The organism is Maricaulis maris MCS10, from assembly GCF_000014745.1.
Taxonomy (GTDB): domain Bacteria; phylum Pseudomonadota; class Alphaproteobacteria; order Caulobacterales; family Maricaulaceae; genus Maricaulis; species Maricaulis maris_A.
On the sequence record NC_008347.1, the window covers coordinates 43810 to 58698 of the forward strand.

18 protein-coding genes and 2 tRNA genes are annotated in these 14889 nt (G+C 62.6%); 8 read left to right on the forward strand and 12 right to left on the reverse strand.

The window, feature by feature from the left end; genetic code table 11:
- Positions 1–9 precede the first annotated feature (9 nt).
- The 5 genes from MMAR10_RS00210 (at position 10) to yghU (ending at position 4812) form a co-directional block, all read left to right on the forward strand.
- The gene (locus MMAR10_RS00210) at positions 10–1323 is read left to right on the forward strand and encodes a hypothetical protein (RefSeq protein ID WP_011641985.1); all 1314 of its coding nucleotides are present in this window, start codon (positions 10–12) and stop codon (positions 1321–1323) included.
- The gene (locus MMAR10_RS00215; RefSeq protein WP_011641986.1) at positions 1320–2798 is read left to right on the forward strand and encodes a heme biosynthesis protein HemY; all 1479 of its coding nucleotides are present in this window, start codon (positions 1320–1322) and stop codon (positions 2796–2798) included. Before MMAR10_RS00210 ends, MMAR10_RS00215 begins: the two co-directional genes overlap by 4 nt.
- 5 nt (positions 2799–2803) lie before the next feature.
- Positions 2804–3439: a uridine kinase gene (udk, locus tag MMAR10_RS00220; RefSeq protein WP_011641987.1), complete on the forward strand. Its 636-nt coding sequence runs from the start codon at positions 2804–2806 to the stop codon at positions 3437–3439.
- A gap of 90 nt (positions 3440–3529) precedes the next feature.
- Positions 3530–3605 (forward strand) — tRNA-Thr (locus tag MMAR10_RS00225).
- Positions 3606–3960: 355 nt separating this feature from the next.
- Positions 3961–4812, forward strand: a complete 852-nt coding sequence (gene yghU, locus MMAR10_RS00230; RefSeq protein ID WP_011641988.1) for a glutathione-dependent disulfide-bond oxidoreductase — start codon at positions 3961–3963, stop codon at positions 4810–4812.
- Between the two features lie 72 nt (positions 4813–4884).
- On the opposite strand, the gene MMAR10_RS00235 is transcribed toward yghU, so the two are convergent.
- The 9 genes from MMAR10_RS00235 to MMAR10_RS00275 form a co-directional block, all read right to left on the reverse strand.
- Positions 4885–6795: an LVIVD repeat-containing protein gene (locus MMAR10_RS00235; RefSeq protein WP_011641989.1), complete on the reverse strand. Its 1911-nt coding sequence runs from the start codon at positions 6793–6795 to the stop codon at positions 4885–4887.
- Between the two features lie 26 nt (positions 6796–6821).
- Positions 6822–7520, reverse strand: a complete 699-nt coding sequence (locus MMAR10_RS00240; RefSeq protein ID WP_011641990.1) for a DUF305 domain-containing protein — start codon at positions 7518–7520, stop codon at positions 6822–6824.
- 88 nt (positions 7521–7608) lie between these two features.
- Complete coding sequence (bfr, locus tag MMAR10_RS00245; RefSeq protein ID WP_011641991.1) at positions 7609–8088, reverse strand: bacterioferritin; 480 nt, start codon at positions 8086–8088, stop codon at positions 7609–7611.
- 98 nt (positions 8089–8186) lie between these two features.
- Complete coding sequence (locus tag MMAR10_RS00250) at positions 8187–8384, reverse strand: (2Fe-2S)-binding protein (protein WP_041636653.1); 198 nt, start codon at positions 8382–8384, stop codon at positions 8187–8189.
- Between the two features lie 119 nt (positions 8385–8503).
- The gene (locus MMAR10_RS00255; protein ID WP_011641992.1) at positions 8504–9295 is read right to left on the reverse strand and encodes a TIGR00266 family protein; all 792 of its coding nucleotides are present in this window, start codon (positions 9293–9295) and stop codon (positions 8504–8506) included.
- Positions 9296–9395: 100 nt separating this feature from the next.
- Positions 9396–9812 (reverse strand): response regulator, encoded by a 417-nt coding sequence (locus MMAR10_RS00260; RefSeq protein WP_011641993.1) that lies wholly within the window; start codon positions 9810–9812, stop codon positions 9396–9398.
- 70 nt (positions 9813–9882) lie between these two features.
- A complete protein-coding gene (gene folD, locus MMAR10_RS00265) occupies positions 9883–10779 on the reverse strand; it encodes a bifunctional methylenetetrahydrofolate dehydrogenase/methenyltetrahydrofolate cyclohydrolase FolD (RefSeq protein WP_011641994.1) in 897 nt (298 codons plus the stop codon).
- Positions 10760–11086, reverse strand: coding sequence for a DUF167 family protein (locus tag MMAR10_RS00270; RefSeq protein ID WP_011641995.1), 327 nt, complete (start codon positions 11084–11086; stop codon positions 10760–10762). Before MMAR10_RS00270 ends, folD begins: the two co-directional genes overlap by 20 nt.
- A 6-nt stretch (positions 11087–11092) precedes the next feature.
- The gene (locus tag MMAR10_RS00275) at positions 11093–11392 is read right to left on the reverse strand and encodes a YggT family protein (protein ID WP_011641996.1); all 300 of its coding nucleotides are present in this window, start codon (positions 11390–11392) and stop codon (positions 11093–11095) included.
- Between the two features lie 119 nt (positions 11393–11511).
- On the opposite strand from MMAR10_RS00275, the gene MMAR10_RS00280 reads away from it, so the two are divergent.
- Positions 11512–11587 (forward strand) — tRNA-Ala (locus MMAR10_RS00280).
- 176 nt (positions 11588–11763) lie between these two features.
- On the opposite strand, the gene MMAR10_RS00285 is transcribed toward MMAR10_RS00280, so the two are convergent.
- Positions 11764–12180 carry a response regulator gene (locus MMAR10_RS00285; RefSeq protein ID WP_011641997.1) on the reverse strand — a complete coding sequence of 139 codons (417 nt, stop codon included), beginning with the start codon at positions 12178–12180 and terminating at the stop codon, positions 11764–11766.
- A gap of 228 nt (positions 12181–12408) precedes the next feature.
- On the opposite strand from MMAR10_RS00285, the gene MMAR10_RS00290 reads away from it, so the two are divergent.
- Positions 12409–13008, forward strand: a complete 600-nt coding sequence (locus tag MMAR10_RS00290; RefSeq protein ID WP_011641998.1) for a helix-turn-helix domain-containing protein — start codon at positions 12409–12411, stop codon at positions 13006–13008.
- Between the two features lie 77 nt (positions 13009–13085).
- Complete coding sequence (locus MMAR10_RS00295; RefSeq protein ID WP_011641999.1) at positions 13086–13547, forward strand: flagellar basal body-associated FliL family protein; 462 nt, start codon at positions 13086–13088, stop codon at positions 13545–13547.
- A gap of 6 nt (positions 13548–13553) precedes the next feature.
- On the opposite strand, the gene MMAR10_RS00300 is transcribed toward MMAR10_RS00295, so the two are convergent.
- Complete coding sequence (locus tag MMAR10_RS00300; RefSeq protein WP_011642000.1) at positions 13554–13835, reverse strand: 4a-hydroxytetrahydrobiopterin dehydratase; 282 nt, start codon at positions 13833–13835, stop codon at positions 13554–13556.
- 23 nt (positions 13836–13858) lie between these two features.
- A complete protein-coding gene (gene bioB, locus MMAR10_RS00305) occupies positions 13859–14863 on the reverse strand; it encodes a biotin synthase BioB (protein WP_011642001.1) in 1005 nt (334 codons plus the stop codon).
- Positions 14864–14889 lie beyond the last annotated feature (26 nt).

The window sequence follows — 14889 nt, forward strand, 5'->3', positions numbered from 1 at the left end:
TGGGCCATCATGGCTGATCCCAACGACACTCTCGATCCGGAACCCGTCGACGCCGAGTTCGAACCGGCCGACGATGCGCGCGCGCAATCAGGCAAGGCGCCCCGTCGCGGCGGCGCGCTTGGACTCTGGCTGGTCTTCCTGCTCGCCTCCGTGGCCGGCGGGGCCATCGGCTATGGCGCCGTTCGCTACCTGCCGCCTGCGACTGAAATCGCGCCAGACCCCGGCGCGGCGACCGAGCGGGCCGCTTTCAGCCAGTCCCTGACGGGTCTGGAAACCCGGCTCGCCGCCCTGGAAGCCACGGAAACAGCCCCGGACCTGTCAGGAGAGCTTGGCACGCTGGCAGAACGGATGACCGCGTTTGAGGCAAGGTCGTCGGGCAATGCCGAAGCGATGCCGGTCGATCTCTCCGCAATCGACGCGCGCCTCACCGCTCTGGAGACGGCACAGTCAAACCCGGCTGCGGCTGGCGCGACCTTCGATCCGAGTGAGCTGGAAGCCCGGATGGCCGCACTGGAAACCGCCCTCGCGCTAGCCGATGCACGGTCCCAACAAGCCCTCGAGTCCAGCCAGGTCGAAGCAGCCCCGGGTGTCGACCCGCTGATCCTGCAGGCGATGACCGACCGTATCACCGAGATCGAAGCGATGGTGGATGGTCTGGCCCCGGCGACCGACACCGATCCGCAAATTGAAAGCCTGACCCACGACATCGCGGCTCTTCGGAGCGAGCTCGCAGCCATTCGAACGCTGGCTGAAACCGCCCAGACCAGTGCCGATAATACGGCCCGATCTGTGGCCGAGGCCCCTGCTACCGATACCGGGCTCGCCTCGAGGCAATTGGCAGCCCGCGCCCTGGCGCTGACAGCTCTGCGGGAAATCGCCCAGACCGGCGACGGCTTTGAAGCCGAACGGGCCGCATTGTCGCGTCTGTGGCGCGAAAATGCCGACCTGGCGGCGATGGCCGATTATTCCCGCGCCGGTGTGCCGACTTTGGCAGAGCTGGCCAACGGTTTTCCGGGTGACGCCATCCGGGAGGCGGCCGGACCGGGGCGGGTCTTTTTCGGGCTGATTGAAGTGCGCCGGACGGATGGCAGCGATACCGATACCGGCCCCCTGGCCATGACCGGATTGGCAGAGCGGCGCCTGGCCGAAAACGATCTGATCGGGGCCGTCACCATCGCCGAGCGTCTTGAAGGCGAAGCGCTGGAAACTGTCCGTGACTGGCTGATCCAGGCACGCGCCCGTCTGGACCTGACAGCCCGCTTGCAATCCTTGCGCGAAGCACTCGCCGCCAGCGCTGCCGAACAGGGAAGCGACCCGACATGATCCGCCTGATACTGGCTGTCGCCTTTGCCCTGCTGACCGCTGTTTTGGGCGCCTTCCTTGCGCTGAACCCGGGTCACGCCTCCTTTGAATTCCTCGGCATGCAGACCGAGATGCCCTTCGTGGTCGCGGCCGGGCTGGTTATTCTCCTCGCCTTTTTGATGCTGGTGGTCTGGTGGGGCATCTACATGTTGTGGACTTCGCCGGACAAGGTGAAGGGCTTCATGGGACGCCGTCGCCGCGAGCAGGGATATGATGCTCTGGAGAAGGCGCTGATCGCCTCTGCTGCAGGCGATGGCGAAGCCGCTGTGCGTCAGGCCGCCCGTGCCGATGCGCTTTTGGACCGCCCGGCCCTGTCACGCCTTCTGGCCGCCCGGGCCGCTGAGTCTGCCGGCAATCTTGAAGGCGCACAGGTGCACTACGAAGCACTGCTGAACGATCAGAAGACCCGGGTCGTGGCCCGTCGCGGCCTGGCCCAGCTGTCAAACGAACGCGGCGACTTCGCGGCCACCATTGATCATGCCGGCGACGCCTTCCAGCAAGCCAAGGGCGCCCGCTGGGCCTTTGACGCCCTGTTCGATGCCCAGGTCGCCAAGGCCCGCTGGCGCGACGCACTGACCACCCTGACCGAGGGTGAGCGCCGCAAACAGGTCGCGCCTGACACCGCCCGCCGTCGCCGCTCGGTCCTGTTGACAGCTGCGGCCGTCGAGGCCGAAGGCACCGACTCCGAGAACGCGCGCGAATTGGCTGTATCGGCCCATCGCGCAGCCCCCGGCTTTGCGCCGGCTGCAGCCCTGGCCGCGCGCTTGCTGGCTGATGGACGGCGGCACAAACGGGCATCGGAAGTCCTCGAGTCAGCATGGGCTGCGGCGCCACACCCGGCCCTGGCCCGCGCTTTCCAGGACCTGCGCAAGTCCGACACCAAGGCCAAGCGCCTCGAACGCCTCAAGACACTCGCCGCGCTCAACCCGGATCATCGCGAAAGCCATCTCGTCCTGATCCAGATCGCCCTCGAGGAGGGCGATGCGCCAGCTGCACGCGCCCTGCTCGACCCCATGATGGATGGCACCCCGCCGTCTTCACGGCTTTGCGCCCTGGCCGCCCGCCTGGCCCGCCTCGACGGCAAGGATGAACTTGCCCGCCGCTGGATGACCCGCGCCTCCCACGCCGGCGCGGATGCCGACTGGTCGGACATTGATCCGGAGGGCCGGCTGTTCGCCTATACGCCGGATGACTGGAAGCGGATGGTCTATGTGTTCGGCGATGAAAACCGCCTGACCCATCCGCGCTATGAACGCTTCGAGCGGGCCGCAGGCGCCGTGCCGGAAACCGCCTTGCTCGACGCGCCGCGCCCGGTCCGCTCCGCCAGCTCGCGCACCACCAGCTTTGCCGAGGCCACGCCGCGCATGCCCGATGATCCGGGCGTGCCAGAAGAGGATGCGGATGAGGTCGATGCGCCGAAAGGCCGGAAGGCGTGACGACAATGCGCCCCACGCCCCCCGAGACCAGGCTCGTGGCAATTGTGGGGGGGTCGGCATCCGGCAAGACCCGGTTGGCCCATGCGATCGCCGATGCGGCCCCGGATGGGTATGTCATCAAGGAAGATGACTACTATCTTGACGCCGCCAGCCTTGCGAACTTCGACCCGGCGACATTCAATTTCGACGAGCCGGCTGCCAAGGATCACGGCCTCCTGATGAGCCACCTTGCGGCCCTGAAAGCCGGCCAGGCCGTCGATATTCCGCAATACGACTTCACCACCCACAGCCGCGCCCCGCAAACCCGGCATTGCCGTCCTGCGAGCCTGATCGTGGTCGAGGGATTGCACGCGGTCGCCTCAGAGGCGCTGGCAAGCGTGTTCGATCTCATAGTCTATGTGTCCGCGACCCGACCGGTCCGCTTCGAGCGCCGACTCCAGCGCGATGTGGCCGAGCGCGGGCGGACCCCTGAGTCCGTGAAACATCAGTTCGACACCATTGTAGAACCAATGCACACCCTGCATGTCGAACCGCAAAAACCGCTGGCCGACCTCATCGTCACCAATATGGGACCACCGGATTTCGATTGCCTCGCCGAACCGGTACTCCAGCGCTTGCGACTGCATTCCCACACCGGCTGATTTTGGTCTGATGAAGGGCTTGCCGCCGCTGATTTTCACGGCTAGTTTCCGCCGCCTCCGGGCTGGTGACAGCCGGAGCCCATGAAATGGGCCGCTTTAGCTCAGCTGGTAGAGCAACGCATTCGTAATGCGTAGGTCAGGTGTTCGAGTCACCTAAGCGGCACCATTCTTTCCTTTCTCCCGCTCCGCTCGACCCGAGCTCGGCATCCGCGTTCGGTGCGGGGGTCGATGCTCGCATGGAACGCGCTCAAGGCTGGGGCGATTGAGATCGTTTGTCCGGCCAGCACGCTCTTTTCCTTGTTCCCGCTCCGCTCGACCCGAGCTCGGCATCCGCGTTCGGTGCGGGGGTCGATGCTCGCATGGAACGCGCTCAAGGCTGGGGCGATCGAGGCCGCTCGTCCGGCCAGCACCATTTCGACGCTACCTGGTCAGGCCACACCGCTGGCCGCAGCGATGGGCAGCATGCCTTGTTCTTTGCGGCTGGCTTCCTACATTCGGCTGCAAGCAAAGAGGGTTTCTTGATGAACAAGGCCAGTGACTACCAGCCGCCCAAGGTCTGGACGTGGGATAGTGAGAGCGGCGGCCGGTTCGCCAACATCAACAGGCCTATCGCCGGGGCAACACATGAAAAGGCCCTGCCTGTCGGCAAGCACCCGCTTCAGCTCTACTCCCTCGCGACGCCGAACGGGGTGAAGGTCACGATCATGCTGGAGGAGTTGCTGGCTGCCGGTCATGCCGACGCCGAATATGACGCCTGGCTGATCCGGATCACGGAGGGCGAGCAGTTTTCCTCCGGTTTTGTCGAGATCAATCCGAATTCCAAGATCCCGGCCCTGCTGGACCGCAGCACCGAGACACCGACCCGGGTCTTTGAGTCCGGGGCGATCCTGCTCTACCTCGCGGAGAAGTTCGGGGCCTTCCTGCCAACCGATGCGGCTGGTCGCACCGAAGCCATGAACTGGCTGTTCTGGCAGATGGGCTCAGCTCCCTATCTGGGCGGCGGGTTTGGCCATTTCTATGCCTATGCACCGGAGAAATGGGAGTACCCGATTGACCGTTTTGCCATGGAAGTGAAACGGCAGATGGACGTGCTCGATCGAGCCCTCGCGGAGCGTCGCTTTCTGGCAGGCGATGACTACTCGATCGCCGACATGGCGGTCTGGGCCTGGTATGGCGCGCTGGCCCGCGGTGTTCTCTACGAGGCCGGCGAGTTCCTGTCGGTTCAGGACTATAAACATGTCCAGCGCTGGGCCGCCGAGATTGGCGACCGGCCGGCAGTCAAGCGCGGCATCAAGGTCAATCGCGTCTGGGGCGAGGAGTCCAATCAGGTTCCCGAGCGTCATTCCGCCGCTGATATCGACGCCAAGGCCTGACAAGCCATTCGAACTGGAAGCGCAAGGGCGGGTCGACCAGCCGGTCGGCCCGCCCTTGTATATGCGGCTACCCTAGCGCGTACGCATCAGCATGGCGCCGAGCTCCGCCATGCGGTGCGCATCGGCCGGTGCCTGCGGGTCGGTGGCAGCGGCCAGCAGTTCGGCGGCGGCCGCCAGAGACGCGGCATCAGTTTCGCCGGCATCCCAGCCCTCGATCGCTCTGCGCACGGTTGCCAGTCCCGTCTCATCGAGCGCGCCACTGCGGGCCAGCTGATCGAGATAGGCGTGTGCGACGACAGGCTCATCCGGCCAGGTAATGTGAAGCTGGGTCTGGGTGTTGGCTTCGTCGAACCGGATTAACTCGGCCGCCGCGACTTCATTGGCGGTCAGGTGACCGCTGGCGTGGAGCCGGAATACGTCCAGGCCACGCGCGATCTCCGGTGCCCAGACCCGGCCATTATGCCAGTAGGCCGCCCAATAGCCGCCAACCCGCAAGGCATCGGGACCGAGCGGGCCACGATCGAAGAAGGCGATCTCGAACGGGTTCTCGCTATCGGTGAAGTCAATGATCGACAGACCGCCACTATACCAGCCCTGCACCATGATATCGCGCCCCGGAACGGGGATGAGCGAACCATTGTGGGCGACGCAGTTCTCGATGTCTGACTGTTCGCCGGGAATCTTGAAATAGCCTCGCAACTCCATCTCGCCATCGACGATGTCGGCGATCAGATTGGCGCCCCAGTTTTCGGGGTCTTCAGCGCGACAACGAGCCCCCAGGCCACCGCCCCACTCGTCGGTGAACAGGACCTTGCTGGCGTCATTGGAGAAAGTGGCCGAGTGCCAATACGCCATGTTCGGGTCGGCAAGGTCGGAAATCCGGCGCGGATTCACCGGGTCGGTGATGTCCAGAAGGATGCCATTGCCGCCGCAGGCGCCGCCGGCCAGGCCCATTTCCGGATAAACCGTGATGTCGTGACAGGCCACGGTCGATGCCGCCGTCTGGCCCCCGTCTTCCAGGGCGCCTCCCGCCCACAAACCGGCGATTTCGCCGGTTTCATAATCGGTGAAAATGCGCGGTCGGCTGACGACCGCCGCCTGTTCGGGGGAATTCAGCGGGACTTCGATGACATCGATGGAATAGAGCGCGGTATCAGGATTTTCATCGGGCTCACCACCACTGCAACCGGCGAGCTCGCTGTCGGGACGCGGACTGCTGGTGCCCTGAACGTAGATATAGGCGATGTCTTCATCGGTCGGGTGAGGCACAAGGGTATGCGTGTGTGATCCCCGACAAGTCTGGACAGCGGCGACCTGGCGTGGAGCGCCCAGATCACTGATGTCGAAGATCCGCACGCCGAGGAATCGCTCCGGGCTGGAATCGCCCTCGACACCGCCATTGCCACAATCAAGGCGACCGCGATTCTGCTCCGTCGAGAAGAAGACCAGATCGCCGTGTACGGAGACATCACCTTGTCCGCCGGGGCAGACGACTGACAGGATATGGGCGGGATCATCCGGGTTGGCGGCGTCATAGACATTGAAACCATGAAACCCGCCCATGATCACGCGGTCGCCGGTGAAGGCGAGGTCGGAGTTCGCAAATGAGAGCAGGCCCGGCCCGCTATCCTCTTCGTCGGCATCCTCCACGTCTGCAGGCCCGTCTGCAGGCATGTCTGCGGGCACGTCATCGGCATCGGCAGTCTCGCCGGTCCCTTCATCATCCGTGACTTCATCGCCCTCGGCTTCCGCCGGCAAACTGAGCGGGATCATCACCGTTTCGAGATCGAAGAAGCCATCCGGTGGCGGCACCGAGGCCGTCAGCTCGAGATTCCAGATCGCCGTACCGGCATCGAACAGACCGGGAGCAAGGCCTGCGCGGGATGGCGGGGTCTCGCTGCCTTGTTCAGCTGCAGGAGAACAGGCCGCCATCGCTGCGCCGAGCGCTGCCATCGAGACCATTGATCGGAGTGTCAGTTTCATGAAAGCCCCCCTCGGACTTGCTGTGTTCAAAGGTCGGCGAGCAGTCCCCGCATACGGGATATCTCGGCTGCCTGGTCGGCGATCACCGCCGACAGAAATTCGGACAATTGCGGGTCCATGCCATTGCCAGACCCGGCCAGCAGGGCGGTCACCATGTTGATGGCGCCCTGGTGATGATGGATCATGCCGGTGAGATAGAGGCTGTCGAAGTCTGTGCCGCGCGCTGCTTCGAGCTGCGCCATTTGCGCTGGCGACAACATGCCCGGCATCACTGGCGTGTCGGATGGGGCATCATGCGATGCGTGATTCATGCCCGAAGCCAGGGCGTGGGACCCATGTTCCGGCATGGACCCGGGCATGTCGGTATCGTGGGACATTCGGGTTGAAAGGCCACGGTGCTCCAACCAGGCCCGCATCATCTCGATTTCGGACGCCTGCGACCGGGCGATCCGCTCGCCCATCAAGGCGATCTCCGCGTTGGTCGTGCGGTCAGCGATCAGCTCACCCATCGCCACGGCCTGGCCGTGATGGACAATCATGTGCTGCATGAAGCGGGCATCCGCCGCCGAATGTCCGGTCTGCGCCATCTCGATCGACTGTTCGGGCGTCAGGGTCCGTGCTGCTCCACCCGGCGCACCGGGTTGGAAAATTGGCGGTGAGGCCAGCGCCAGCGGAGCGGCTGCCAGACCGAGGCCGATCGCGAGAATCGTCACTGACTTGCACATGCGCGCCCCCAAGCACCCGTTTCGAGGCAGGAGTGAAGCACGCCGGAGCCGGTCGGGGAATAGCCCGCTTGACGTGTGGCAGCCTGGGTCAGTCGGTGCCGGGCGACATTTGCGACTGCATGTAGCGCTCCTCGCCCACCTTGGCGATCAGACCGAGCTGGGTCTCGAGGAAGTCGATATGCTCTTCCTCGCTATCGAGAATGTCGGTGAATATCTTGCGAGTCACATAGTCGCCGACCTGTTCGCAATAGGCGATTGCGTCCTTGTAGAAAGGATGCGCCCGTTGTTCGACCTTGAGGTCGCACTCGAGACATTCCTTCAGGGTCTCGCCGATATAGATCTTGGCGATATCCTGGACATTGGGGAGGCCTTCCAGGAACAGGATGCGCTCGATCAGAATGTCGGAATGCTTCATCTCGTCGATGGATTCCTCGTATTCCAGCTTGGCGATCTTGGCGAAGCCCCAGTCCTTGAACATGCGCGCGTGCAGGAAATACTGGTTCACCGCAGCAAGCTCCAGCTTGAGCGCTCCGTTCAGCAATTCGATGACCTTGGCATCGCCCTTCATGAAATCTCTCCCGTGCGCAGCATGAGCGGACAGCTTACGCAAAGCTGCGCGCAGGCCAAAGTACTATGTTTGCGAGTGAAAATGGGTATTGGTCGCGACTATTCGGCCGCGGTCGCGAGATCGGCCGGACTGAAGCGATTGGCAGCGATCATGTCCGCCACATCCGGCAGGCAACGACCGCATTTCGGCTTGGCGTCACAACGTTTGAAGACGCAAGCTGCACCCTTGACCGACGGATCTGCCGCGGCGGCTTGAAGCTCGCGGTCGCGTAGCGCGTTGCAGATGCAGACAAACATGGCCGGACACAGTTTCCCGATAACGTGAAACTATTATTCCCGCGAATGCGAATGACTGTCAACTGCATAGTTTATGTCGGGCGACACCGGCCGCCCGACATGTTGAATCTCAGGCTGTTCTAATTCCCACGCATGATTGAGCCCAGTGGCCCCAGCACCGAGCCTTCGCCCTGACCGGATCCGGTTACCGGGACATTGGCCAGGATCCGACCGGCCAGGCGGGAGAAGGGCATGGACTGGATCCAGACCTTTCCTGGCCCGCGCAGGCGCGCAAAGAAAACGCCTTCGCCGCCGAAGATCATGGATTTGATATTGCCGGCGCGCTCAATCTCGAAATCAACGTCCGGCGTGTAGGCGACCACACACCCGGTATCGACATGGAGTTCCTCACCCGCGGCCAATTCGCGTTCGATCAGGGTGCCACCCGCATGGACGAAGACCCAGCCATCGCCCTCCAGGCGCTGCATGATGAATCCCTCACCACCAAACAGGCCCGTCATGATGCGTTTCTGTAATGCAATCCCGACCGAAACGCCTTTGGCGGCAGCCAGGAAGCTGTCTTTCTGGCAGATCAGCTCACCGCCGAGATCGGGCAGGTGGACAGGAATGATGGTTCCCGGATAGGGCGCCGCGAACGCCACCTTGGCCTTGCCTTGTCCACCATGGGTGAACACGGTCATGAACAGGCTCTCGCCGGTGAGAAGGCGCTTGCCCGCGCCGGCCAGCGCGCCCCAGACACCCTGGTTCTTCTGCGACCCGTCGCCAAACACCGCTTCCATGGTGATGCTGGGCGCCTTGAACATCATGGCGCCCGCTTCGGACACCACGCTTTCGCCCGGATCGAGTTCGATCTCGACATACTGGATGTCTTCGCCACCAATCTCGTAGTCAATCTCGTCGGTCTGACCCATTGCGCTCTCCCTTTCGCCAATTGGAAGGGCGAAGGTAGTGGCGGTTCAGGCTGGAACAAGAAAAAAGCAAGCTTTGGCGTCAATTCGCATCCGACCTCAGTCAGATGGTCTGGATATCCGCCGATTCAGCTGCTTCACGCAGCATATGCGCGAGATGAGTCGGGATCTCGCCCTTCTTGCTTCGAAAGCTCGCATTCTTGTCCATCCGGGAAATGCTGTCCGGCAGGTGGTCGGCATCGATCGTCATGGAGCCCGACAGGATCATCAGCGGCGTATCGCCGGCGCAGGACTGTGCGGTTTCCAGCGTATCGGTCGGATGCACGGAATCAGGCAGGCGAAGATCGAGCAGGATGAGGTCATATTGACCGCGGGCCAGACAGCGCTTGGCATCCTTGAGCGTGCGCGCGACCTCAAAGGAGATGTCCAGATCGCCCGCTTCGCAAACCGCGTGCTGAACGAGCATCGCATCCGCGAAGTCGTCCTCGACATGCAAAACGTGTAGTGGCTGGTTGTTCATGGAGCTCTCCCTGACTCATATTCTATGCAGGTTGCGTTATCGAACCGTTTACAAAATCGAGTAAGTCGGCTCAAAAGTCGGCCAAGGCCGGTTGTTTCGCTCTAAGTGCGGCAGCGATAACGGTATTTTTAAGCAACATGGCGATGGTCATGGGCCCGATGCCGCCGGGAACCGGCGTGATCCAACCTGCATGGCCGACAATTTCATCGAAAGCCGCGTCGCCGACCAGGCGGGTCTTGCCTGCTCCGCGTTCTGGCGCATCGATGCGGTTGATTCCGACATCAAGGACACAAGCCCCCGGTTTCACCCAATCGCCACGCACCATTTCCGGGCGACCTACGGCTGGCACCAGAATGTCGGCGGTGCGGCACAGGCTCGGCAGATCTGCGGTGCGGGAGTGGGCAATGGTGACGGTGGCGTTCTTCTCGAGAAACAACAGCGCAGCCGGTTTGCCAACAAGTATTGAACGCCCGATCACCACGACGGATTTGCCGGACAGATCGCCCAGGGCACGCTCGGCCAGCAGGACGCAGCCCGCCGGGGTGCAGGGCCGCAGGCCCGGCTTGCCCAGGACCAACCGGCCGGCGCTCACCTCGGTCAGACCGTCGACATCCTTGTCCGGATCGATGCGACCGATGACGCGATTGGTGTCGATATGGCCCGGCAGGGGCATCTGGACGAGAATGCCATCCACGCCGTCATCGGCATTCAGGCGTTCGACAATGGCGATGATCTCGGCCTCGGTCGCTTCCGCAGATTTGCGAATCTCTATGGAAGTCAGCCCGGCGGCCTCGGTGCGGCGAACCTTGTTGCGGACATAGACGTCGCTGGCCGGGTCCTCGCCCACAAGGACGACTGCCAGGCAGGGCGGCCGGCCAAGCGAGCTGGCGAGCTTGGCTCCGACTTCGCCAGCCCGGGCATCGATTTCGGCCGCGATGGCCTTGCCGTCAATCAGGTGTGCGCTCATCCGCGAAGGCCTCCAGCTGGGCGACAATCCGGTCTTGCTCAGGCCCGTTGGCCGAGATGCGGACTGTCTTCATGCGCGATGTCGCGCCGCGTATCACATCGATGTCGCGCTTGGGAATACCCAATTGCCGAGCCAGCAGCGCAATCAGCGCCGCATTGGCCTTGCCCTTTTCCGGAATCGCGCGGACCCGGGCAACGAGGTAATGTCGTTCCGCGGCATCCGCTTGTGACCCGGCCAGACAGTCGCGAGAGGCGCCAGGGGCCAGTCTGACCTGAACCGCAATGGCGTCTGATGACACGGAAATCATGGCCGATCAGAAGATCCGCGCCAGCTCCACCAGCACGTAGCCCTGGACGAAACCGATCAACAAAAGCAGCACGATCGGTGAGAAATCCATTCCGCCAAGTGGCGGCAGGACGCGACGGATCGGCGCGAGCAGCGGTTCGGTGATCGCACTTGTCATCCGCCAAACCAGAGCCACGAACTGATTGCTGGTGTTCACCACGTTGAAGCTGATCAGCCAACTCAGAATGACGCCCGCCAGGACGACAAACCACAGCAAATTCAACAGCGGATGGATGATGTAGATGATCAGGCCGTCGATCGGGGACATGGGCGTCCTTCCTCATGCTTGAGCGTTGCGTTTGCTTCTAGCCTGCAACCTGCATACGGGTCCAGACGCGGATGCTTGACAGCACAGTTCCGGAAAAGTACCGATCGCCACATTGGTTCGGGGCCGTAGCTCAGTTGGGAGAGCGCGTCGTTCGCAATGACGAGGTCAGCGGTTCGATCCCGCTCGGCTCCACCATTCTCGTGAACTCACAGCAGTCCACTTTGCGGACGCCCACGACAGGCCGACCGACGCGCCGTATTGCCGGAAGCCCTTGCAGGACCGACCCTGGATCGACCTGTAAAACCTTGGCATCGCGAGACTGTCGATCAAGAGCGCCATGGCCGACGGCGACCCAGTTAACGCTGCTCCCATCACCCTACCGATTGCGGCATGGCGCCAGCGATGCGGGCCAGGTCTTCGACCAGTTTTCGGAATTCGTGCTGACGAGCCGGTTTCTGGACCGCCCCCACGACATTGCCGAATACCCGCGCCGGTCCCAGCATGTCACCGGTCTCGCTCATCACCATCACCGGGATGTCGCGTAGTGCCGGCGTGTCTTCCAGACCGCGCAGGAGCCAGATCCCATTGCCCTGCGCCATGCACATATCAAGCAGGATGCACACCGGCAGCTTGGGCCGCTCACCAATGAGCCGGCACCGCAGCAGATCCAGGGCAGCCTCGCCGGATCGCACTGTCTCAAGCCGCACTGCGCCGGAATATCGGCGGAACGCCTGCTCAACCAATCCAATATCGTCTTCGCAATCCTCGACCAGCAATACGGACTTCATCGACACGCTCAACCGCTAGACCAGGGAGCCGGGCATGCTGACCGACCGCCTGGGTTCCTCACCTGACACAGGATACGTTGCCCTGCGCCATTCCGCGGGACGCTGGCACATCAGGCCAAAAAGGGCCTGTGTTCCAGCTCACACCAAGCTGGTTTTTTGCCTTGCCTCGGCGGGTTCGGCATTTACAGGTGATTTTTGGAGTGGATTTGCTGTCGGACGGGGGCGTTCTTGGATTGGGGCAAGGCCTTGCGTTCCTACCGGGCGCGGACAGGGGTCAATCAGCAAGACCTGGCCGCTCATCTGGGCATCAGCCAGCCGCAGGTATCGCGCATCGAGGCGGGCACTGTCCTGCCGAGACCGGATGTCGCGAGTGCGATCCGCGCCCTTATCCATAAACCCGGCAATCGCGGCCTGTTCGACGGCCTGATAACAACAATCCAGTTCAGCCCGCATGTGACCTGCCTGGTCCAGCCGGATGGTGACGACATCCGCTATGTGGCCCTGTCCCGGGGGTTTCGCGAACATCCGCATTTTCGGAGCATCGAGGTCGGGCAGCGGGTTCGCCAACAGGCCGGCCGCATCGATGAGGCGCTCATGCTTGCATCAATCGGTCGCGGGGCCTTCAACGGCAAGGTAACGGCAATCGATGCGGTCTGGACGGCCGAATTCGATCATCATGTGAGCCACTGGCAGGGGATACTGACGCCGGTCCGTTCAAGTGTGGGCGCCTGGTTCCTCCATTGCGCGATGAAGCCGCTTGCCGAACCGCAATACCTGGCGCTGATGGCAGACCGAAGCGAACCGATGGTCGTGCACACCATCAAATGATTACCCGGTCGGAGTGACCAACAAGCAGAAGCGGCCACAGGAACGCTTCCTTTACCGCGAACCGTTACAGAGGGGGTATGAAACAGCTCGCCGCCTCCTTCTGCGCCCTGCTTGGCGCGTTGCTCGCCAGTCCTGGACTGGCTGCCGCCGCGTCAACCAGTGAGGCGCCCAGCCCGCCTGCACAGGACGCGTCGGACGAAAACCGGCATCGGATGATCACATCGTCGGAAACCTATATGCCGTTGCCGCCGATGACCGCCACGGTCCAGGCCAATCATCGCGCACAGGGCCTGTTGCAGATCGAGGCCGGGCTGGAAATTTCCGACAACCGGCTGCGTCGGCGGGTCGAAATGTACATGCCGCGGCTGCGTAATGCCTACCTGTCGGCCCTGACCATCTATACCGGCATGCACTACCGCTATGGCGAAGTCCCGGACGCTGACCGCATCGCGCAGATCCTGCAGGAAGCGACCGACATCACGCTGGGGCAGGAAGGTGCCGAACTCCTGATCGGGATGATCATCATCCACGGAGACTGATGCGGCTCACCGGTCTGCAATCATATCCATGAAACCGGCCAGTTTGACATCCAGCTCGGTGACGCCATCCGCGTCGTGGGTCGCCAGGGTCACATCCACCTTGTTCCAGACATTGAACCATTCGGGATGATGGTCCAACGCCTCGGCCTTCACGGCCACGCGGCTCATGAAGCCCCAGGCCTCGTTGAAGTCACCGAACTCGAAGACCTTGCGGATCGCATCGCGGTCGTTCACGACCTGCCAACCGGACAGGCGAAGGAGCGCCGCCTCTGCACCAATTCTTTCCATGACCAGCGCCCTCCCGTTCCGTTTTATTCCGCCGGTACCGTTCCGGTTTCGCCCAGGCGCATCGGTTCGATACCCAGGGATTTGAACAGATCGAAGTCTTCATTCTGTTCCGGATTGGGCGTGGTCAGAAGTTCCTCACCGACGAAGATCGAATTGGCGCCGGCCAGGAAGCACAGCGCCTGAAGCTCGCGGCTCATGCCTTCACGACCGGCCGACAGGCGGACCATCGAGCGCGGCATCAGGATGCGGGCCGTCGCGATCGTGCGGACAAACTCGATTCCATCGAGCGGCTTGCTGTCCCCCAGCGGCGTATTGGGCACCGCGACAAGATGATTGATCGGCACGCTTTCCGGATGCGGATCCATCGAGGCCAGCTCGGTCAAAAGGCCGATCCGCGCCGCCTCGTCCTCACCCATGCCGACAATGCCACCGGTGCAGACATGGATGCCGGCACCACGAACGCGTGAGAGCGTATCGATGCGGTCCTGATAGGTCCGGGTCGAGATGACGCGGCCATAATCTTCCGGCGCCGTATCCAGATTGTGATTGTAGTAGTCGAGGCCGGCTTCGCGCAGCTTGTTGGCCTGGCTGTCGGTCAGCATGCCCAGCGTGACGCAGGTTTCCATGCCCATTGATTTCACGCCGCTGATCATGTCGCAGATCACGTCTTCATCGCGGGTTTTCAGCTCGCGCCAAGCGGCACCCATGCAGAAACGCGTCGCGCCACCGTCTTTTGCCTTCTTCGCCGCATCAAGGACATCATCGAGCGGCATCAGCTTGGAGGCTTTTAGCCCGGTGTCGAAATGGGCCGACTGATTGCAATAGCCGCAGTCCTCGGCACAGCCACCTGTCTTGATCGACAATAGCTGGCTGGTCTGCACCTGATTGGCCGGATGGCATTGCCTGTGCACGGATTGCGCCGCAAAGATGAGATCGTTGAACGGCGCACGGTAGATTTCACCGGCTGTTTCGCGTGTCCAGTCCGTGCGGACCTGCGACAGCTGGTCGATATCGTTGAGAAGACTCATGGAAGTTCAGTCCCGAAAAATGACAC